The 20,786-nt window shown below is 76.1% G+C and carries 15 protein-coding genes; 9 read left to right on the forward strand and 6 right to left on the reverse strand.

The genetic code is table 11. From position 1 onward, the window contains the following. Positions 1 to 37 precede the first annotated feature (37 nt). Positions 38 to 1,252, forward strand: a complete 1,215-nt coding sequence (gene fdhA, locus ND486_RS02830; RefSeq protein WP_251782658.1) for a formaldehyde dehydrogenase, glutathione-independent — start codon at positions 38 to 40, stop codon at positions 1,250 to 1,252. 43 nt (positions 1,253 to 1,295) lie between these two features. Here fdhA and ND486_RS02835 read toward each other — a convergent pair whose 3' ends face one another. Together ND486_RS02835 and ND486_RS02840 are read right to left on the reverse strand one after the other, a co-directional pair. Continuing rightward, complete coding sequence (locus tag ND486_RS02835) at positions 1,296 to 2,138, reverse strand: NAD(P)-dependent oxidoreductase (protein WP_251782660.1); 843 nt, start codon at positions 2,136 to 2,138, stop codon at positions 1,296 to 1,298. Positions 2,139 to 2,178: 40 nt separating this feature from the next. Further along, positions 2,179 to 3,201, reverse strand: coding sequence for an ABC transporter substrate-binding protein (locus ND486_RS02840; protein ID WP_251782662.1), 1,023 nt, complete (start codon positions 3,199 to 3,201; stop codon positions 2,179 to 2,181). 89 nt (positions 3,202 to 3,290) lie between these two features. On the opposite strand from ND486_RS02840, the gene ND486_RS02845 reads away from it, so the two are divergent. After that, positions 3,291 to 4,031, forward strand: coding sequence for an HpcH/HpaI aldolase/citrate lyase family protein (locus ND486_RS02845; RefSeq protein ID WP_251782664.1), 741 nt, complete (start codon positions 3,291 to 3,293; stop codon positions 4,029 to 4,031). Between the two features lie 4 nt (positions 4,032 to 4,035). On the opposite strand, the gene ND486_RS02850 is transcribed toward ND486_RS02845, so the two are convergent. From ND486_RS02850 to ND486_RS02865, 4 genes are all read right to left on the reverse strand, one after another. After that, entirely contained in the window at positions 4,036 to 5,199 is a 1,164-nt protein-coding gene (locus ND486_RS02850) for a VanZ family protein (RefSeq protein WP_251782666.1), read from the reverse strand. A gap of 54 nt (positions 5,200 to 5,253) precedes the next feature. Then, positions 5,254 to 6,237, reverse strand: coding sequence for a methylmalonyl Co-A mutase-associated GTPase MeaB (gene meaB, locus ND486_RS02855; RefSeq protein WP_251782668.1), 984 nt, complete (start codon positions 6,235 to 6,237; stop codon positions 5,254 to 5,256). Between the two features lie 134 nt (positions 6,238 to 6,371). Continuing rightward, complete coding sequence (gene scpA, locus ND486_RS02860) at positions 6,372 to 8,582, reverse strand: methylmalonyl-CoA mutase (RefSeq protein ID WP_251782676.1); 2,211 nt, start codon at positions 8,580 to 8,582, stop codon at positions 6,372 to 6,374. After that, complete coding sequence (locus ND486_RS02865; protein WP_251782678.1) at positions 8,579 to 10,510, reverse strand: methylmalonyl-CoA mutase family protein; 1,932 nt, start codon at positions 10,508 to 10,510, stop codon at positions 8,579 to 8,581. The genes scpA and ND486_RS02865 overlap by 4 nt, the downstream gene beginning before the upstream one ends. A gap of 259 nt (positions 10,511 to 10,769) precedes the next feature. Between ND486_RS02865 and ND486_RS02870 the strand changes: the two genes are divergently transcribed. The 7 genes from ND486_RS02870 (at position 10,770) to ND486_RS02900 (ending at position 20,753) form a co-directional block, all read left to right on the forward strand. Continuing rightward, positions 10,770 to 11,264, forward strand: a complete 495-nt coding sequence (locus ND486_RS02870; RefSeq protein ID WP_073574920.1) for a DUF3237 domain-containing protein — start codon at positions 10,770 to 10,772, stop codon at positions 11,262 to 11,264. Between the two features lie 43 nt (positions 11,265 to 11,307). Beyond that, positions 11,308 to 11,913, forward strand: a complete 606-nt coding sequence (locus tag ND486_RS02875; RefSeq protein WP_178373839.1) for a sulfite oxidase-like oxidoreductase — start codon at positions 11,308 to 11,310, stop codon at positions 11,911 to 11,913. A gap of 2 nt (positions 11,914 to 11,915) precedes the next feature. Further along, entirely contained in the window at positions 11,916 to 12,644 is a 729-nt protein-coding gene (locus ND486_RS28785) for an FAD-binding oxidoreductase (RefSeq protein WP_308215796.1), read from the forward strand. A 67-nt stretch (positions 12,645 to 12,711) separates the two neighbouring features. Next, on the forward strand, positions 12,712 to 13,641 hold the full coding sequence (locus tag ND486_RS02885) for an alpha/beta hydrolase (RefSeq protein ID WP_062394901.1): 930 nt from the start codon (positions 12,712 to 12,714) through the stop codon (positions 13,639 to 13,641). Positions 13,642 to 13,882: 241 nt separating this feature from the next. After that, the gene (locus ND486_RS02890) at positions 13,883 to 18,454 is read left to right on the forward strand and encodes a Pls/PosA family non-ribosomal peptide synthetase (protein WP_285898214.1); all 4,572 of its coding nucleotides are present in this window, start codon (positions 13,883 to 13,885) and stop codon (positions 18,452 to 18,454) included. Next, a complete protein-coding gene (locus ND486_RS02895; protein ID WP_251782680.1) occupies positions 18,451 to 19,152 on the forward strand; it encodes a BPL-N domain-containing protein in 702 nt (233 codons plus the stop codon). The genes ND486_RS02890 and ND486_RS02895 overlap by 4 nt, the downstream gene beginning before the upstream one ends. Beyond that, positions 19,149 to 20,753 (forward strand): heparan-alpha-glucosaminide N-acetyltransferase domain-containing protein, encoded by a 1,605-nt coding sequence (locus ND486_RS02900; protein WP_251782687.1) that lies wholly within the window; start codon positions 19,149 to 19,151, stop codon positions 20,751 to 20,753. Before ND486_RS02895 ends, ND486_RS02900 begins: the two co-directional genes overlap by 4 nt. Positions 20,754 to 20,786: the final 33 nt, after the last annotated feature.

Below are 20,786 nucleotides of genomic sequence, written 5' to 3' on the forward strand. Positions count from 1 at the left end.
CCGCGGTCCGCGCGTCCACGCAGGAGGGGAGCGCACCATGCCCGACAACCGCGTCGTCGTGTACAAGGGACCCGGCGAGGTCGCCGTCGAGTCGATCGACTACCCGAAGCTGGAGCTGCCCACCGACGTCGTCGACGGGCTCGGCATCGCGCGGAAGGCTCCGCACGCGGCGATCCTGAAGATCGTCACCACCAACATCTGCGGATCCGACCAGCACATGGTCCGCGGCCGCACCACCGCACCGGTCGGGCAGTCGCTCGGCCACGAGATCACGGGCGAGATCGTCGAGGTCGGCGACGACGTGCTGTTCGCGAAGGTCGGCGACATCTGCTCGGTGCCGTTCAACATCGCCTGCGGGCGCTGCCGGATGTGCAACGAGGGGAAGACCGGCGTCTGCCTGCACGTCAACCCGGCCCGTCCCGGCGCCGCCTACGGCTACGTCGACATGGGCGGCTGGATCGGCGGCCAGGCCGAGTACGTGATGGTGCCCTTCGCCGACTTCAACCTGCTGCGCTTCCCCGACCGCGACCAGGCGTTGGAGAAGATCCTCGACCTCACGATGCTGTCGGACATCTTCCCGACCGGCTACCACGGCGCGGTGACCGCCGGGGTCACCACCGGATCGACGGTCTACGTGGCCGGCGCCGGGCCGGTCGGGCTGGCCGCGGCGCACGCCGCGCAGCTGCTGGGGGCGGCGGCGGTCGTCGTCGGGGACATGATCCCCGAGCGGCTCGCGCAGGCGCGCAGCTTCGGCTGCGAGACGGTCGACCTGTCCGGCGACGGCACCCTGGCCGAGCAGCTCGAGCAGCTGCTCGGCGAGCCCGAGGTCGACGCCGCCGTCGACGCCGTCGGGTTCGAGGCCCGCGGGCACGGCCGCGACGCCGGGGAGGCGCCCGCGACCGTGCTGAACTCGGTCATGGAGGTGACCCGGGTCGGCGGCGCGCTCGGCATCCCGGGGCTCTACGTCACCGGCGACCCGGGTGCCGCCGACGACAAGGCGAAGGAGGGCACCCTCGGCGTGCGCATCGGGCTGGGCTGGGCGAAGTCGCACAGCCTCACCACCGGCCAGTGCCCGGTGAAGAAGTACAACCGGCAGCTGATGCAGGCGATCCTGTCCGACCGGGCGCAGATCGCCAAGGCGGTCAACGCGACCACGATCACGCTGGACGACGCCCCGCGCGGCTACCAGGAGTTCGACGGCGGCGTGGCCCGCAAGTTCGTGATCGACCCGCACGGCAGCGTCGCGGCGTGAGACCGGCCGGGTCCGGTGCCGCCGTCGCGGTGCCGGACCCGGCTCACCCGCCCGCCCCGGCGGCGCGCCGGTAGAGCTCGGCGGCGGCGCGGGAGAAGCCGTCGGGCACCCCGGCGGCGGCGAACGCGTCGGCCGCCTCGTCCATCTCCCCCGCCCAGCGCCACGCCTTTCCCGCCATCCGCTCGCGGGCGCGGGCCAGCGCGGCGGCGTGGTCGACCCCGGCCCGGTCCAGCTCGGCGTGCAGGGCGCCGGTGACGCCGAACGCCGCGGCGGCCTCCTCCAGCGCCAGCCACAGCACGGGTGCCGCCTTGCTCTGCAGCGCGAAGCAGGCCTTCAGCCCGCTCGCGGCGCCCAGGTCGGTCCCGGCGGTGCCGAGCACCCGGGCGTCGAACGGGCCCGGCTCGAACAGGGTGGCGGCGGTGTCCGCCCCGGGCCCGGACAGCCACAGCGTCGTGGTGCCCGCCGTCCAGGCGGGCGGGCCGATGACGGCGCCGTCGCAGACGGTCGCGCGGTCGCCGAGCAGTGTCGCGATGCCGCGGACGGTGTCCGGGGACACCGCGTTGGCCTCGACGTAGAGCGGGCGGTCGGTGCGCCCGGCCAGCCCGGCGCCCACCAGGCCCGCCACCTCCCGCGCGGCGTGCGGCGGGCAGATCGACACGATGACGTCGGCCCGGGCGGCGAGGTCGGCGACGGTCGGGACCGCCTGCAGGTCGGCCAGCTCGGCGCGCTTGGCGGTGGCGTGCGAGCGCCCGGCGTCGGCCCAGATGACCGCGCCCGCGCGCGCCTTGAGCGCCGATCCGAGCGCGGCGCCCATCGCGCCGGGGTGCAGGACCCCGACCACCGGCCGGGCGGGCAGGGACACCGGCTGCGCGGACGGCGACGACATGGGGTGATGATGGCACCCCGCCCCACCCGTCGCGGCGGGCTCACCCCGTCCCGAGTGCGGCGGCCAGGTCGTCGAGCACCACGCGCGCGGCCTGCGGGCCCGCGTTGAGGAACCAGGTGTCGTCGTCGACGGCGGTGATGTGCCGGTTCCGGACCGCGCCGAGCGAGGCGCCGACCCCCTCGGTCAGCAGGGCCGGCGGCGGCGCGCCGGGAGCCGCGCCCTGGACGCCGTAGACGATCCGTCCGCCGTCGGCCAGACCGAGCTCCTCGGTGGACAGGTCCCGCGAGGTGGCGGCGAAGCGCTGGCTCTGCGGCCGGGCGATCCCGGCGGCGGCGAGCAGGGAGCCGGGGAAGGAGCCGACGCCGAAGACCCGGACCCGGCTGGGCTGGATGCGCAGCAGCGAGACCTCGACCGATCCGGCCCGCGCGCCGACCGCGCGGGCCCGCCCGGCGAGGTCGTCGACGAGTGCCTGCGCGGCACCGGCCCGGCCCAGCGCGGACCCGACGAGCAGCAGGTCGGTCCGCCAGTTCACCCCGTTGCCCCGGGTCATCACGGTGGGCGCGATCGCGGACAGCCGGGGGTGGAAGTCCGCCGCCCCGGCGACGTTGGCCAGGATCAGGTCCGGGCGTGCCGCGGCGACCGCCTCGATCGCCGGGTCGGTGCGCAGGCCCACGTCGGCCATCGCCGCCAGCGCGGCCCGGTGCTGCGGGAACGCCGCGGTGAGGTAGGCCGGGACCATCGTGGCCGCCTCGGCCCGGGTGGACCCGACGGGGACGACGCCGAGGGACAGCAGCCCGTCGAGCTGCCCGGTGGAGATGACCACGATCCGCCGGGGCTCGGCCGGGATCGTCGTGGTGCCCATCTCGTGGGTGACGGTGCGCGGGAAGACGCCGTCGGGCTCCGGCGAGCCCTGCCCGGCGGGCAGCGCGGTGGGCGCCGGCCCGTCCCCGCCCGCGGGGACGGGGGTCTCGGTGGCGCCGGCGCCGCAGCCGGCGAGCAGGACCAGGCACAGCGCGGCGACCGGGACACGGACCACGGCACGGGCAGGGAAGGTGAGCCTCACCTGTGTATCCCAGCGGACGGGCGCCCGGCGCACAACGAGACGACGGTCTCGACTGGCGTGTCGGGCGGGCGGGGCGGCACGGTCGAGGCATGACCCCTGATCCACTGTTCACCGGCGACGCGGTCGGTGGCTGGCTCCAGCTGCCCTCCCCCGCCGTCGCCGAGATCGCCGGCTCCGTCGGGTTCGACCTGGTCTGCGTCGACACCCAGCACGGCCTGATCGGCGACGACACCGTCCTGGGCATGCTGCAGGCCCTGTCCGCGACGGGCACGCCGTCGCTGGTGCGGGTCCCCGGCCACGGCGCCGAGGGCATCGGGCGGGCCCTGGACCGGGGCGCCGACGGCGTGATCGTCCCGCTGGTCGACACCGCCGAGCAGGCCGCTGCGGCGGTCGCGGCGTGCCGCTACCCGCCGGACGGGGTCCGCAGCTTCGGGCCGGTCCGCCCCTCGTGGCGGGGCCGCGACGTGTTCGCACCGCCGCGCACGGTGGTGATGGTGGAGACGGTCGCGGCCGTGGCGAACCTGGCCGACATCGTGGCCGTCGACGGGGTCGCGGCGGTGTTCGTCGGGCCGTCGGACCTGGCGCTGGCGCACGGGCTCCCGCTCGCCGCCCAGGGCGACGGCGGCCCGGAGTCCGACCGGCACGCCGAGCTGGTCTCCGGGATCGCCGCGGTGTGCGCGGGGGCCGGGGTACCGGTGGGGATCTACTGCGACTCCCCCGCACACGTGCGCCGCTTCCGGGGGCTGGGGTGCACCTTCACGATGCTCGCCGCCGAGCAGGCGATCCTGCGGTCGGCGCTGGCGGAGAAGCTGGTCGACGCCCGGCCCTGAGTCGTCAGCCCGCGGAGCGGTCGGGCGCTGCGGGACGGCCGGGCACAGCGGGACGGTCGGCCGGGGCGGTGCGGGCGGGCTCCCGGGCGTCGACCATCGTGAGCCCGGTGAGCCGGCCGGCCACCCCGCGGTGGCCGGTGCTGCGCCGGAGCCCGACCAGGCCCGCGATCCCCCACAGCAGCCCGAGCGCGCCGAGCGCGCCGGACGGCCCGGACAGCAGCAGGAACCCTCCGGTGCCGAGCAGTACCCGGGCGAGGCGGCGCCCGCGGCCGGGGACGCCGCCGCCGGGCAGCGCGGGCCGCAGCCGCACCGCCCGCTGGCCGACGGTGCCGCCGCGCCCCACCAGCGGCACCACCAGGAACACCAGCAGCGGCAGCCAGAACCCGAGGACGGTGTTCGCGGTGTCGAACCAGTCGGGCAGCGGCCCGCCGGTGTACCCGGTCAGCGCGGTCCCGGCGAGCAGCAGCGAGCCGAGCAGGGACCCGGTCACCCAGACCGCCGCCAGGTCGCAGAGGGCCCCGAGCAGCCGGCGCCCGGCCGTCACCGGGGCCGGCCGGTCGGGGTCGGCGCCGGCGTCCCACGAGCGGGGCCGCACCAGGGCCGCGGCGAGACCGCCGAGCAACGCGCCCGCGGTGTTGGCGATCAGGTCGTCGACGTCGGCGAGCCGGTAGGCGCACGGGAACAGGAACCAGTTGCCGGTGTACTGGGTGGCCTCGACGAGCAGGGACACCGCGAGCCCGGCGGCCACGGTGACCGGCAGCGAGCGGCGGAACACCCCGCGCAGGAACCAGCCCAGCGGCGCGAACAGCGCCACGTTGAGCACCACCTGCTGCACCGCGGCGTTCGCGAGCCAGGCCCGCACCCCGGTCGCGTCCTGGCGGGCGGCGATCCGGGTGATGTCGCCGACGAAGGCGAACGGCCGGGTCTGCAGCGAGTCCGCCGCGGTCCGCCCCGCGCAGAACGCCGCGTCGACCTGGGGCAGCGGGAGCAGGGTGTAGCCGAGGACCGCCAGCCCGTACACCGGGACGGCGACGAGGACGGCCAGCTCGCCGGGCCCGAAGCGGCCACGGCGGCGGTAGGTCAGCGCCACGGCGGGGACGAGCACGGCGAGCACCAGCGCCGACCCGAGCCCGATCGCGAGCACCCCGGGGATGATCCGGTCGTTCACGGTCGCCGACGTTAGCGACCGCCCGGGGTGCGCCCGGGGACCGAAACGGGTGGTTCAGCCCAGGACGTCGAGGATCTGCTGGGCGGCGAGGGTGGGGGTGAGCCCGCCGTCGCGGACCTCGGCGGTGAGCTTCGGGAGCCGCTCGGCCGTCGCCGGGTCGTGCAGCACCCGGTCCATGAGCCGGTCGCGCACCATCTGCCACATCCACTCGACCTGCTGGTCGGCGCGCCGGGTCGCGAGCTCGCCGCCGGAGTCGAGTGCCTCGCGGTGGGCGGTGACCTTCTCCCACACGGTGTCCAGGCCCTTCCCGGTCTGCGCGGAGCAGGACAGCACCGGGGTGCGCCAGTGCGCCGAGGTGGGGGTCATCATGTGCAGCGCGCCGGCGAGCTCGCGGGCCGCGGCGCGGGCGTCGCGCTCGTGCGGGCCGTCGGCCTTGTTCACGGCGACGACGTCGGCGAGCTCCAGGATGCCCTTCTTGATCCCCTGCAGCGCGTCGCCGGTGCGGGCGATGGTGAGGAACAGGAAGGTGTCGACCATCCCGGCGACGGCGGTCTCGGACTGGCCGACCCCGACGGTCTCGACGAGGACGACGTCGAACCCGGCGGCCTCCATGACGACCATCGTCTCCCGGGTGCGGCGGGCGACCCCGCCGAGCGTGCCCGCCGACGGCGACGGCCGCACGAACGCGTGCGGGTCGACGGCCAGGCGCGGCATCCGGGTCTTGTCACCCAGGATGGACCCGCGGGTACGGGTGGACGACGGGTCGACGGCGAGGACCGCCACCCGGTGGCCCCGGGAGGTGAGCGTGGAGCCCATCGCCTCGATGAAGGTCGACTTCCCGACCCCGGGTACCCCGGAGATGCCGACCCGCACCGCGTGCCCGGCCTTCGGGGTCAGCTCCAGGAGCAGCTCCTGGGCGGCCCGCTGGTGGTCGGGCCTGCTGGACTCGACCAGGGTGATCGCCCGGGCGAGCAGGGTGCGGTCGCCGGCCAGGACACCGCGGGCGAGCTCCGCGGGGTCGGGGACGCGAGGGGCCATCGGCGGGACTCTCCTTGCGGGTCGGCACCGCGCCCGGTGCGCGGGTGGGCGCACCGGGCGCGGCGACGGCGGCACGATGACGAGCCACCGTGACGGCGGCACCGTGACGACGCCACCGTGACGGCGGCGGTGGCTCAGTCGGCGTAGACGCTGCCGGTCGGGGCGGACGTGTCCGGCTCGTCGTGGCCGAGCGCGGCCGCCAGCTTGCCGAGCAGGTCGACCGCGGCCTCGGCGATGACCGTGCCGGGCGGGAACACCGCGGCCGCGCCCATCTCCAGCAGCTCCGGCACGTCCGCGGGCGGGATGACCCCGCCGACGACGACCATGATGTCGTCGCGCCCCAGCTCGGCGAGCTCGCGGCGCAGCTCCGGGACCAGCGTGAGGTGCCCGGCGGCCAGCGAGCTGGCGCCGATCACGTGCACGTCGGACTCGGCGGCCTGCTTCGCGACCTCGGCCGGGGTCTGGAACAGCGGCCCGACGTCGACGTCGAAGCCGATGTCGGCGAACGCGGTCGAGATGACCTTCTGGCCGCGGTCGTGGCCGTCCTGGCCCATCTTCGCGACCAGGATGCGGGGCTGGCGGCCCTCGTGGCCGGCGAACTCGGAGACGAGCTCGCGGGCGCGGTCGATCGCCGGGTTCTGCCCGGCCTCGGCGGAGTACACACCGGAGATGATGCGGATCTGTCCGGCGTGGCGCCCGAAGACCTTCTCGAGTGCGTCGGAGATCTCGCCGACCGTGGCCTGGTCGCGGGCCGCGTTCACGGCCAGCTGGAGCAGGTTCTCGTCGTCGGAGCGCGACGAGCCCTCGGCGATCTTCTCCGCGGCGCCGGTGAGCGCGCGCAGGGCCTCGTCGACGGCGCGGTCGTCGCGGTCGGCACGCAGCCGGGCGAGCTTCTCGAGCTGCTCGCGGCGCACGTTCGCGTTGTCGACCTTGAGCACGTCGATCTGCTCGTCGGCCTCGACGACGTACTTGTTGATGCCGATGACCGGCTGGCGGCCGGAGTCGATCCGGGCCTGGGTGCGGGCCGCGGCCTCCTCGACGCGCATCTTCGGGATGCCGGCGTCGATGGCCTGGGCCATGCCGCCCGCCTTCTCCACCTCGTCGATGTGCGCCCACGCCCGCTTCGCGATGTCGTAGGTGAGCTTCTCGACGTAGTACGAGCCGCCCCACGGGTCGACGACGTCGGTGGTGCCCGACTCCTGCTGCAGCAGCAGCTGGGTGTTGCGGGCGATCCGGGCGGAGAAGTCCGTCGGCAGCGCGAGGGCCTCGTCGAGGGCGTTGGTGTGCAGCGACTGGGTGTGGCCCTGGGTCGCGGCCATCGCCTCGATGCAGGTGCGGACGACGTTGTTGTAGACGTCCTGGGCGGTCAGCGACCAGCCGGAGGTCTGCGAGTGCGTCCGCAGCGACAGCGACTTGGCGCTCTGCGGCTCGAAGCGGTTCACGAGCTTCGACCAGAGCAGGCGCGCGGCCCGCATCTTCGCGACCTCCATGAAGAAGTTCATGCCGATCGCCCAGAAGAAGCTCAGCCGCGGTGCGAACTTGTCGATGTCCAGGCCCGCGTCGACCCCGGCCCGCAGGTACTCCACGCCGTCGGCGAGGGTGTAGGCGAGCTCCAGGTCGTTGGTCGCCCCCGCCTCCTGGATGTGGTAGCCGGAGATGGAGATCGAGTTGAACTTCGGCATCCTCCGGCTGGTGAAGCTGAAGATGTCGGAGATGATCTGCATCGACGGCTGCGGCGGGTAGATGTAGGTGTTGCGGACCATGAACTCCTTCAGAATGTCGTTCTGAATGGTTCCGGTCAGCTTCTCCGGGCTCACGCCCTGTTCCTCGGCCGCGACGATGTAGAGCGCCAGCACCGGGAGCACGGCGCCGTTCATCGTCATCGACACCGACATCCGGTCCAGCGGGATGCCGTCGAACAGCTGGCGCATGTCGAGGATCGAGTCGATCGCGACACCGGCCATCCCGACGTCGCCGGCGACGCGCGGGTGGTCGGAGTCGTAGCCGCGGTGGGTGGCCAGGTCGAACGCGATCGACAGGCCCTTCTGCCCGGCCGCGAGGTTGCGCCGGTAGAACGCGTTGGACTCCGCGGCGGTGGAGAACCCCGCGTACTGGCGCACCGTCCACGGCTGGTTGGTGTACATCGTCGGGTACGGCCCGCGCAGGTACGGGGTGATGCCCGGATAGGTGTGCAGGAAGTCGACGCCGGCGAGGTCGTCGGCGGTGTAGAGCGGCTTGACGCCGATCCCCTCCGGCGCCTCCCAGACCTCGGCGGAGCCGGTCCAGGTGGTCGCGGGGGTGGTGTCGCCCAGGAGCGGCACGCCGGTGAAGTCGGGAATGCTCACTTCGAGCCCTCCAGGTGGGTGTACACGTCGTCGAGGACGGCGAGGGCGTCGCAGCCGGCGAACAGGTGACCGTCGACGCCGGGCACCTCGTCCTTCGGCTTCCCCGCGAGCAGGATGCGCGCGGCGCCGGCCTCGCGCAGCGCGGCGGCGGTCTCGGCGGCCCGCTCGTCGTAGACCGTGTCCGAGGAGCAGAGCACCACGACCGGCGTGCCGTCCTTGCCGTAGGCCTCGACGACGTCGGCGGTGGAGTCGGTCGGGCCGGCGTCGACGGTGTCGACGCCACCGGCGGCCAGCAGGTTGCGGGTGAACCCGGCGCGGGCGGTGTAGACCGCGAGCGGGCCGAGGGTGGCGAGGAAGGCGGTGGGGCGCGAGCCCGTCTCGCCCAGCAGCGCGTCGGAGCGGTCCCGGTGGGCCTCGTAGGCCTCGGCGGGGCGGTAGAGCGGCAGCCCCCCGCGCTCGACGGCCGGCGGCAGCGGGGTGCGCTCGACCGGCTTCTCGTTCAGGTCGGGGAACTCCGAGACGCCGGTGAGCGGCGTCCTCCGCTTCGCGACGTCGGCCTCGCGGCGGGCGCGGACCTCGCCGACCCGCTCGGCGACCAGGCCGGAGTCGAGGGCGGCGACGGCGCCGCCCGCGGCCTCGATCTCGACGAAGAATTCCCAGGCCAGCCGGGCGAGGTCGTCGGTGAGGTGCTCGATGTACCAGGAGCCGCCGCCCGGGTCGATGACCCGCGCCAGGTGCGACTCCTCCACGAGCAGGTTCTGGGTGTTGCGGGCGATGCGGCGGGAGAACGGCTCGGCGACGCCGAGGGCGGCGTCGAAGGGCGGCACGGTGACCGCGTCGGCCCCGCCGACGCCCGCGGCGAACCCGGCGACGGTGCCGCGGAGCATGTTGACCCACGGGTCGCGGCGGGTGAACAGCGCCTCGGGGACGGTGGCGTGCTGGGTCTGCGGCACGTCGGTGACGCCGGAGGCCTCCAGCACCCGGGCCCACAGCCGCCGGCCGGCGCGCAGGGCGGCGATCGTCGGGAACTGCTGGGGGGTGGCGGCGTAGCGGAACTCGAGCAGCCGGGCCGCGTCGGCGACGGCGATCCCGGCCGCGTCGAGCGCCCGCAGGTAGGCCACGCCCGCCGCCAGGGACCAGCCCAGCTCCTGGGCGTCGGAGCCGCCCGCCTCGCGGATCACGGTCGCGTCGACGGTGATCGCGGTGACCTTGTCGAAGGTGCCGTGGACGCGGCGGGCGACCTCGACGACCGAGTCGACCTCCGGGCCGGACCCCGCACGGGCGCGCAGCCCGATCGGGTCCACGCCCAGCGAGCCGAGCAGCTCGGCGTCCTCGACGCCGTTGCGCGCGGCCAGGTCCAGGTAGGCGTGCGCGGCGGCGACCTGCTCGGTCCCGGCGTCGAGGGCGACCCCGGCCAGGTCCAGGTGCACGCCCTCCAGGGCGCGCGCCAGGTCGGCGACGGCGACGCCGCCCTCGCCCACGCGCAGCCACACCGAGGTGACGCCGCACTCCAGGTCGGCCAGCACGGCCTCGCGGACGGCCGCCGGGTCGGTGCCGGCGTGGCGCTGGCGGATGTCCCAGCCGGTGGGGACGTGCCCGTCGGTGCGGGCGCCGCGGGTGAACGGCCACGACCCCGGCACGCCGGTGGGCGGCAGGTCGGTGGTGTCCTCGTCGGCGTAGAGCGGCGCGACACGGATGCCGTCGGGTGAGGTGCGGGTCAGGGTCTCGACCCCGGCACCGAGCTCGGCGTCCTCACCGATCCGGCCCGACCTGCGCACCACCGCGTCCGCGGCGGCCAGCCACTGGTCGCGGGTGACCGGGTCGAAGCCGCCGGCCAGGACCAGCTCCTCGGGCTCCACCGGACCGTCCACGGCAGAGCCCTCCGGACCGGCTGCGCGGTCGACCGCGCTGCGGTCACTGTCCGTCATCCGCTCTGTTCTCCTCACCGGCCCGCGGGGCGGCCTCGTTGCCCGCCGGATGGCGCCGTCGTCGACGCCACCGAAGTGCAGCGGAGTCTAGTGAGCCGGTGCCGCCGGGGGCATGCGCTGTGGCGAGGCGCGCACGGCCTGTGATGCACCCGACTGGCGCAACGGGACCGTCCGGGGGCATCGCGGCGTACGCCCGGCGGTTCCCCGCCGGTAGTCCTCATGGGTAGCCCCGGGCGGCCCCGGACGCCAGTCTGGGGCCGTGTCGACTCCCGGACCCGCACCCGCCGTCCCCGGGCTGACCCCGGTCGCCCGCGTCCACGTCCTGCTCGACCCGCCGCTGGAGGTCGGCCGGACCCCGTTCGGCCGGGAGCGGGAGATCCCCATCGTCGGCGGCACGGTCTCCGGACCCGGCCGCGACGGCGAGGGGCTGCACGGCGAGGTGCTCCGCGGCGGCGCCGACCGCCAGCGGGTGCTCGACGACGGCACCGCCGTGATCGACACCCGCTACACCGTGGCGCTGCGGTCGGGGCACCTGCTGCAGCTGGCGACGGCGGGCTACCGCACCGGTCCGGCCCCGGTCCTCGACGCACTGCTCGCCGGGGAGCCGGTCGACCCGGCCCGCTACTACTTCCGGGTCGTCGTCGACGCCCGGACCGCCGACCCGGACCTGGCCTGGCTCAACACCGCGGTGCTCGTCGGCTCCGCGGTCCGCACCGCCGACGCGGTCGCCTACGACGCCTACCTCGTGACCTGAGACGGGTGGGAACAACCGGGGGCGGGGGTGCATTGTGGTCGGCATGCCCCCCGTGACCCGAGGATTCGTCGGGCGCAGGCCGCGGGACCGGCGGCTGCCACCCGGCCAGTACGACGCCGGCGACCAGTGGCCGGTGCTGACCGCCGAACGCGCCCCCACCCTGGACACCGCCCGCTGGACCTTCCGCATCGACGGCCTCGTCCGGCGCCCGGTCGAGTGGACCTGGGACGAGATCCGCGCCCTGCCCCGCGAACGCTGGGACGGCGACATCCACTGCGTCACTACCTGGTCGAAGTTCGGGATGCGCTGGAGCGGGGTCGCGGTCGACACGCTGCTGGAGGCCGCGGGGCCGCTGCCGGAGGCGCGGTTCGCCGTCGCGCACTCGCACTCCGGCTACACCACCAACATGCCGCTGTCCGACCTCACCGGCGGCCGGGCGTGGCTGGCGTTCGAGGCGCAGGGTGCGCCGCTGACCCGCGAGCACGGCGGCCCGGCGCGGCTGCTGGTGCCGCACCTGTACTTCTGGAAGAGCGCGAAGTGGGTCGCCGGGCTGCGCCTGACCGCCGAGGACGAGCCCGGTTTCTGGGAGCGCAACGGCTACCACGACCGCGGCGACCCGTGGTCCGAGCAGCGCTTCCAGGGCGACTGACCGTGGACACCACCCCGGCCACCACCCCCCGCCGGACCCTGCGCTGGCAGGCCGCGACCGTGCTGTCGGTGCACGACGAGGCCCCGGGGGTGCGGACGTTCCGGCTCGGCCTGACCGAGCCCGCCACGCACCTGCCGGGCCAGTACTACGTGCTGCGCCTGACCGCCGAGGACGGCTACACCGCACAGCGCAGCTACTCGGTGGCCTCCGCTCCCGACGGGCGGCCGGAGATCGCGCTGACCGTCGAACGCCTCGACGACGGTGAGGTGTCGGAGTTCCTGCACGACGTCGCCGTCGTCGGGGACGTGCTGGAGGTCCGCGGCCCGGTCGGCGGCTGGTTCGCCTGGGACGGGGTCTCCCCCGCGCTGCTGGTCGGCGGCGGCTCCGGTCAGGTCCCGCTGGCCGCGATGCTGCGCCACGCCCGCGCCACCGGCCGTCCCGACCTGGTCCGGATGCTGGTCTCGGTCCGCACCCCCGACGACCTGTTCTACGGCGAGGAGCTCACCGGTCCCCCGGTCACCGCGGTGTTCACCCGGACCGCCCCACCCGGCGCGGCCCGCCCGGCGGGCCGGCTCACCCTCGACGACCTGGCCCCGCTGGTCCGCGGCGGGGAGACCGCGTTCGTGTGCGGCTCCCCCGCCTTCGCCGCCGCCGCGGCCGACCTGCTCGCCGCCGCCGGGGTCCCCGACCACGCGATCCGGATCGAGCAGTTCGGTCCGACCGGGGCCTGACCCTGCGGCCCGCCGCGGGGGTGCGGCAGGATGACGCAGCCCCGCCCGCGCACCGCAGGAGCCGACGATGACCGTCACCCCCGCCGAGACGTCGTTCCCGAGCGGCGGGCTGCGCTGTGCGGCCTGGCACCTCGCCCCGGTCGGCGACGCGCTCGCGAACGACCGCGGCCGCCCCTGTGTGGTCATGGCGCACGGCTTCGGCGCCACCCGCGACTCCGGGCTGCTGCCCTTCGCGCAGCGTTTCGCCGCCGCGGGCTGCGCGGTGCTCGTGTTCGACTACCGCGGGTTCGGCGCCTCCGACGGCACCGGCGACCCCCGCCTGGACCAGGACGTCCACCACGGCAGGCACCGCGCCGACTACCACGCCGCGATCGCGCACGCCCGCACGCTGCCCGGCGTGGACCCCGAGCGGATCGTGCTGTGGGGCAGCTCGTACTCCGGCGGCCACGTCGTCCCGGTCGCCGCCCGCGACGGCCAGGTCGCCGCGGTGATCTCCCAGGGTGCGGCGATGGACGGGACCGCCGCGCTGCTGGAGATCCTGCGCTACGCCGGACCCGGACAGCTGGCCCGCCTCACCGGGCACGGGCTGCGCGACGCCGCCGCCGGGCTGCTCGGACGCCCGCCGCACCGGATCGCGGTGTTCGGGCCGCCCGGGTCGACCGCGGCGATCACCTCGCACGACGCCGAGAGCGGCTACTCCTCGATCACCGGGCCCGGGTTCCGCAACACCATGCGGGCCCGGGGCGCGCTGCGGATCCCGCTGAACCGCCCGGTGACGGCGGCGGCGCGGCTGCGGGCACCGATCCTCGTCGTCGTCGCGGCGCGGGACTCGATCGCGCCGCCGGCGTCGGTGCGCGCGGTCGCCGCGCGGGCCGGGGCGGGCTCGGAGGTCCTGGAGCTGCCGTGCGGGCACTTCGACATCTATCTCGGCGCGATGTTCGAGCGGTCCGTGACCGCACAGGTGGACTTCCTGCGCCGCACGCTCGCCGTCGCCTGACTGGGCCGGACGGAGGACCCGCAGGCCCCGGCTGGGGTAACACCGTCTGTGAGTGGCCACACTCCGTAAAACTGAGCACCTATCGCTTACTCGCTCGCCGTAACAGGCCCCCGCCCCCGTGGCGATGTCACGGGGGACCACGGCGGCCTCACCGGTCCGTACCCCTGAACCCACAGGGTGCTCCCCCGCCGGACCGGAGGAAGCAATCCGCCGCCGTGTAGGGAGATGACGGCACGTGACGATGTCCCCGCCCCGCGCGGGGGTCGCCGTGGCGCGCCCGGCCCCGGCCGGTGCGCCCGCGCGACACCCGGACCGCCTGCACCGGTTCTTCGAGGCCACGGTCGCCCGGACCCCGTGGGCGGTCGCGCTGCAGGACGGCGGCCTGGAGCTGACCTACGCCGAGCTGGACGCGCGCGCGAACCAGCTCGCCCGCCACCTGGCCGGGCTCGGCGCGGGCCCGGGCCGGCGCGTCGGGATCCTGCTGCACCGGACCTGGCGGACCTACGCGGTGCTGCTGGCGATCGGCAAGACCGGCGCCGCGTTCGTCCCGATCGACCCGGCGGCCCCGGCGGACCGGGTCGGCTACATCCGCGACGACGCCGGGCTGGACCTGCTGGTCACCACCACGGACCTGGCGGGCGAGCTGCCCACGCCCGGGCTGGTGCTGCTCGACACCTGCGTCGACGCCGTCGCCGCGCTCCCCCGTCACCCGCTCGCCCCGGCCGCCCCGGACCCGGACCCGGCGCCGCTGGCCTACATCATCTACACCTCGGGCTCCAGCGGGCGCCCCAAGGGCGTCGCGATCGCCCACCCGAGCATCTGCAACTTCGTGCACGTCATCACCGGCGTCTACGACATCCGCCCGCACGACCGCGTCCACCAGGGCATGACGATCTCCTTCGACTTCTCGATCGAAGAGATCTGGCCGACCTTCGCGGCCGGGGCGACGCTCGTCGTCGGGCCGACGGACTCGCGCCGGATCGGCGCGGAGCTGGGCGACTTCCTCGCCGCCACCGGCGTCACCGTGCTGTGCTGCGTGCCGACCCTGCTGGCGACGATCCCGCGGGAGCTGCCCGCGCTGCGCACCCTGCTCGTCGGCGGCGAGGCCTGCCCGGCCGGCCTGGTGGAGCGCTGGGCGCGCCCCGGGCGGCGGATGCTCAACACCTACGGCCCCACCGAGACCACCGTGACCTGCACCTGGGGCGAGCTGCACCCGGGGAAGCCGGTCACGATCGGGCGTCCGGTACCGACCTACTCCGCGGTGATCCTCGACGACGCCCTGCGCGAGGTTCCCCGCGGTGAGGTCGGCGAGCTCTGCATCGGCGGCCCCGGGGTCGGCATCGGCTACGTCAACCTGCCGGAGAAGACCGCCGACCGGTTCGTCCACCACCCCGCGGCGCCCGCGAACGGCGACGGGCGGCTCTACCGCACCGGTGACCTCGCCCGGTTCGACGACCACGGCGAGATCGTCTACCTGGGCCGCGCCGACGACGAGGTCAAGATCCGCGGGCACCGCGTCGACCTGGGCGAGATCGAGACCGTCGCGCTGGAGCACGCCGGCGTGGAGAGCGCCGTGGCCGCGGTCGCGAGGACCGACGACGGCACGGGCGAGGAGCTGACCGTCTACGTCGTCCCGGCCACCGGGCCGGGCGGGCCGGTGGACCGCGCGGCGCTGCACGAGCTGCTGCGGACCCGGCTGCCCGAGTACATGGTGCCGGGCTACGTCGAGGTGCTCGACACGCTGCCGATGATGCCCAGCGGCAAGGTCGACCGGCCGCGGCTGCCTGCCCCGTCCGGGCCGCGGATCGTGGTGGCCCACGGCCCGCACGTCGAGCCGTCGACGGAGCTGGAGACCGGGGTCCGGGCGGTGCTCGCCGAGGTGCTGGCGCTCGACGCCGGCCAGGTCTCGGTCACCGCCGACTTCTTCGACGAGCTCGGCGGGCACTCGCTGCTCGCCGCCCGGCTGGTGACCCTGCTGCGCGAGCGCGGCGTCGGCCGCTCCCCCGCGGTGCGCGACCTGTACGAGCACCCGACGGTCCGTGGCCTGGCCGCGGCACTGGACCCCGACGCGTCGGGCGACGGCGGCGACGGCTCCGTGCCCCCGCCGCCGCGCCCGGAGCCGCTGCGCCACTCCCGGCGCCGCTACTCGACCGCCGGGACCGCGCAGGGCGCCGCGTTGTTCGTGCTGATGCTGGTCATGACCCTGCCCGCGGCCGGGGTGTACGCCTGGCACGGCGGCCGGGTCGCCCCGGACGTGCTGGCCCAGCTCGCCCTCGGCGCCACCGCGATCTTCCTGCTGCAGCGCTGGCTGCTCGCCCCGCTCGCGGTGCGCGCGCTCACCGCCCGGGTCGCACCCGGCCGGTACCCCATGTGGGGACGGGTGCACCTACGCCTGTGGGCCGCGGACCTGCTGCTGTCGATGTCGCCGCTGCCGGTGCTGTCCGGCGGCCCGCTCGCCTCCGCCTACCTGCGGACGCTCGGCGCCACCGTGGGCCGCGACGTGCACCTGGGCACCTCGGTGGTGTCGATGCCCGCGCTGCTGCGGATCGGCGACGGCGCCACCGTCGGCCACGGCGCCGCGCTGCGGCCCTGGACGCTGGCCGACGGCTGGGTGACCGTCGCCCCGATCGCGGTCGGCGAGGGCGCCCACGTCGGTGCCAGCGCGGTCGTCGAACCGGGTGCGGTGGTCGGTGCGGACGCCGTCGTCGGGGAGCAGTCCGCGCTCGCCGCGGACCAGGTGGTGCCGCCCGCCGAGCACTGGGCCGGGTCCCCCGCGGTGCCCGACGCCGCCGACGCCGCGGTCGCCGAGCTGACCGAGCGCGGCCCGGCGCCGTCCTGGACGCGGCCGCAGCGGGCGGCCGCGCTGGCCGGGATCGTCGCGCTGGAGCTGGTGTCGCTGCTGGCGCTGGTCCCGGCGGTGCTGCTGGTGTGGTCGTCGCTGCTGCTGTTCGGCGACGGGCCCGCCCTGCTCGTCGCCGCCCTGGTCGGGCCGGTGTTCGTGGTGACGGTGTGCGTGCTGGTGGCCGTCGGCCGGTGGGCCGTCGCGCCCCGCACCGGGCCCGGGGTCTTCCCGGCGCGCTCCGCGCTGGGGCTGCGCAAGTGGTTCGGCGACAAGCTCCTCGAGATGAGCCTGACCTACACCAACTCGCTGTACTCGACGCTCTACACGGTCGGCTGGCTGCGGCTGCTCGGCGCCCGGATCGGGCGCGGCGCGGAGGTGTCCACCGCCTCGCACATCGACCCGGAGATGCTGACGATCTCCCAGGGCAGCTTCGTCGCGGACATGGCGAGCGTGGGCAGCGCGACCTTCCACAACGGCTGGATGGTCCGCCGTCCGACGCTGGTGGGGCGGCGCGCGTTCGTCGGGAACGCCGCCGTCGTCCCGGCCGGGTCGACGCTCGGCGACGAGTCGCTGGTCGGCGTCGCGACGGTGCCGCCGGCGTCGGGCGTGCCGCGCGACACCACCTGGCTGGGGTCCCCGGCGATGCACCTGCCGGTGCGCCAGGACTCCGGGGACCACCCGGAGTCGCTGACGTTCGCGCCCTCGCGGCGCCGCGTCGCCGAGCGGCTCGGCATCGAGTTCCTGCGGGCCACGCTGCCCGCCTCGGCGATCTCGGTGTCGATCTACCTGTTCCTGCAGGGGCTGTCCGACGTGGCCCGCACCGGCGCCGCGTGGCAGGTCGTGCTCGCGGCACCGGTGCTGGCGCTCGCCTCGGCGCTCGCGCTGGTCCTGCTGGTCGCAGCGGTGAAGTGGCTGGTCGTGGGCACCTACCGGCCGCGGACCGAACCGCTATGGAGCCGGTTCGTGCGCCGCTCGGAGTTCGTGACCGGGCTCTACGAGGCCTCCGCGGTGCCCGGGCTGCTGAGCATGCTGTCCGGGACCCCGTTGCTGCCGCCGATGCTGCGGCTGCTCGGCGCCCGGGTCGGACGCCGGACCTGCGTGTCGACGACCTACCTCACCGAGTACGACCTGGTGGAGATCGGGGACGACGCCGTCGTCGGGCGGGACGTGTCGCTGCAGACCCACCTGTTCGAGGACCGGGTCATGAAGATGTCGACGGTGTCGGTCGCGGACGGCGCGTCGGTCGGGGACCGGGCGATCGTGCTCTACGACGCCGTGGTCGGCGCCGGGGCGCGGCTCGACCCGCTGTCGCTGGTGATGAAGGGCGAGCACCTGCCGCCCGGCTCCCGGTACCGGGGCATCACCGCCCGCGCGGTGCCCGACGCGGCCACGGCCGACGCGGCACCGGTCGTGCCGCCCGCAGTGCTGCCCGCCGCGGCGCCGGGGACCGTGGCCGGGACCGTGCGGGTCGCGGCCGTCGACCCGGAGCGCACGATGGTCCTCACCCGGGTGCAGGGGGCCGACGACCCGGGCCGCACGCTGCTGATGCGCTCGGTCCTGGCCGGGCGCCAGGCCCCGCGCCGCGGCAGCACCGGCCGGCACCGCGCGGGGGCCGCCGGCTCGGCCGGTGCCCCCGGGACCGGGCCCGCCGGCGCCGGGCACAGCCGTCGCGCCCCCGCCGGGCCGGGCAGCACGCCCCGTGCGCGGCACCGCCGCGCCGCCGCGGACACCGACGACCGCGCCGGCGCGGGCGACGGCGGGCCGGACCGCGGGGCGCGTTCCGCGGAACGCGGACCGACCACCGGAGCAGGCGCTGCCGCACGCGTCCCGATCCCCGCGGCGCGCTCCGCGGGACCCACCGCACCGGCCCTCCCCGCCGTGCCGCACCGGCCGGGACCGGGGACGGCCCCGCCTCCGGTGCCGCAGCCGCGCGACCACCGTCCCGTCCGCTCCGGGCCGGGCCCGCGGTGAGCCTGTTCGGGCGGCTGCTCGGCCGCCGCGGCCCCGCCCTCTCCGGCGGCGACCGCCCGGTGGCGCTGGTCTACCGCGGACCGGCGTCGCGGCCGACGGGGTGCGCGGAGTCGGTGGCGGCGCTTCTGGCGTCCTCGCGGCACGGGTTCGACGTGCACTACACCGGCCCGCGCGAACGGCTCCCGCTCACCGCGGACACCCTCGCCCGCGCGACGCTCTACGCCCAGCCCGGCGGCGGCACCCTGTCCGCGGCGTGGCGCACGATGCGGCCCGCGACCGGCCCGCTGCGCGACTGGGTCGGCGACGGCGGCCGCTACCTCGGGTTCTGCCTGGGCGGCTACCTGGCCGGGGCCACCCCCGGGTTCGGCCTGCTGCCCGGCGACACCGACCGCTGGATCGACTCCCCCGGCGCCACCGTCGGCCACGACGGCGACGCCCTGGTCCGGATCGACTGGCGCGGCCGCGACCGCACCCTGTTCTTCCAGGACGGCCCGCACTTCCTGCTCGACTCCGGCACCGTCCTCGCCCGCTACCCCGACGGGCTCGTCGCCGCCGCCGTGACCGCGTTCGGGCGCGGCCGGGTCGGCGTCGTCGGCCCGCATCCCGAGGCCGGACCCGACTGGTTCGCCGATGCCGGGCTGCACCCGGCCGACGCCCGCGACCTGGGGCACCAGCTCATCGACGAGGTTCTGACATGACCCGACCGCAGCCGCCCGGCAGCCACCGCCGGGGCACCGACCGCCCCGCGCCGCCCCGGCCGCCGGTGCCCGCCCTCGTCCCCGTACCGGGCGTGCCCCGGCGGACCGGCACCCACCGCGCCCCGGAGGGACGGCCGGACGCCGCCACCCGGCCCGCGAGCCGGCCGCGCCGGCCCTCCGCTCCGCCCGGCACCGCGCCCGGGAGGACCGTCGCCGTCCCGGCCCCCCGCACCGCGGGTCCCCCGCCTGCCCCGTCGGTACCCGCGCGGACCCTGCGCACCGCGTCCGCACCACCGGACACCACGGAGTCCACGGAGACCACCACCGTGCTCCCGGCCACCACCCGGGCCACGCCCGCCCCGGACCCGGCTCCCCCGGCCGCGCCGGAGCCCGCACCGCCCCGCGAGCGCACCTCGCGCCTGCTCGGCGTCGACGCCACCCGCGGGGTCGCGCTGCTCGGCATCATCGCCGTGCACGCCCTCGTCGAGGCCACCGACGACGGCACCCCCACGCCCAGCTACCTCGTGTTCGGCGGCCGCTCCGCGGCGCTGTTCGCCGTCCTCGCCGGGGTCTCGTTCGCGTTCATGACCGGGCGCGCCCGGGTCCGCACCGGCCCCGACCTGCGCGCCACGGCCGCGATGCTCGCCACCCGCGCCGGTGTCCTCATGGTGCTGGCAATGGCCCTGAGCTGGACCGACCCGTCGATCGCGGCGCTCATCCTCCCCTACTACGCGGTCGCGTTCCTGCTCGCGATACCGCTCGTCGCGCTGCCGACCCGGGTACTCGCGCCGCTCGCGGTGCTGCTGTGTACCGGGGTGCCGGTCCTCTCGCACCTGGTGCGCCCGTTCCTGCCGGTGCCCGACCTCGGCAACCCCTCGGTGCTCGACCTCGTCACCGACCCCGGCGCGCTGCTGTCGGAGCTGACCCTGACCGGCGCCTACCCGGCGGTGGTCTGGCTCGCCTACATGGCGGTCGGGATCGTGGTCGGCCGGCTGCGGCTCTCGGACCGGCGCACGGCGGCGGCGCTGCTGGCCGGCGGTGTCGTCGCGGCGACGGCGGCCACCGGGCTGTCGATGTGGCTGCTCGGCCCGGGCGGCGGGTACGCCGCGATCGCCGCGGTGAGCCCGCCGGAGATCCTCGACAGCGCGCCGACGATCGTCGATGCCGTCACCGGCTACCCCGACGGCGTCACCCCCACCTCGACGTGGTGGTGGCTCGCGACCGTCGCGCCGCACTCGGGCACGCCGCTCGACGTCGTCCAGACCACCGGGTCCGCGCTCGCCGTGCTCGGCGCGGTCCTGCTCCTGGCCTCGGTCACCGCCCGCGGTGCCGGGCCGCTGCTGGGGCACCTGCTGCGCCCGCTCGCCGCCGCCGGGTCGATGACGCTGACCCTCTACGTCGGCTCGATCCTGTTCATGAACTCCCCGCTCGACGACCTGGGCCCCTGGGAGGGCTACCTGTGGCAGGTCGCCGTCGCGGTCGGGATCGGGCTGGCCTGGCGGCGCGCGGTCGGGCGCGGCCCCCTGGAGACCGTCGTGTCGGCGCCCGCGCACGCCGTCCGGGACCGGCTCCGCGGCCGGGCCCGCGATCGGGTGGCGTAGCCGGGCGGCGCCGCACGCCGGTCGCCGCCCGCG

Origin of the sequence: Pseudonocardia sp. DR1-2 (genome assembly GCF_023717215.1) — a bacterium.
GTDB lineage: Bacteria > Actinomycetota > Actinomycetes > Mycobacteriales > Pseudonocardiaceae > Pseudonocardia > Pseudonocardia alni.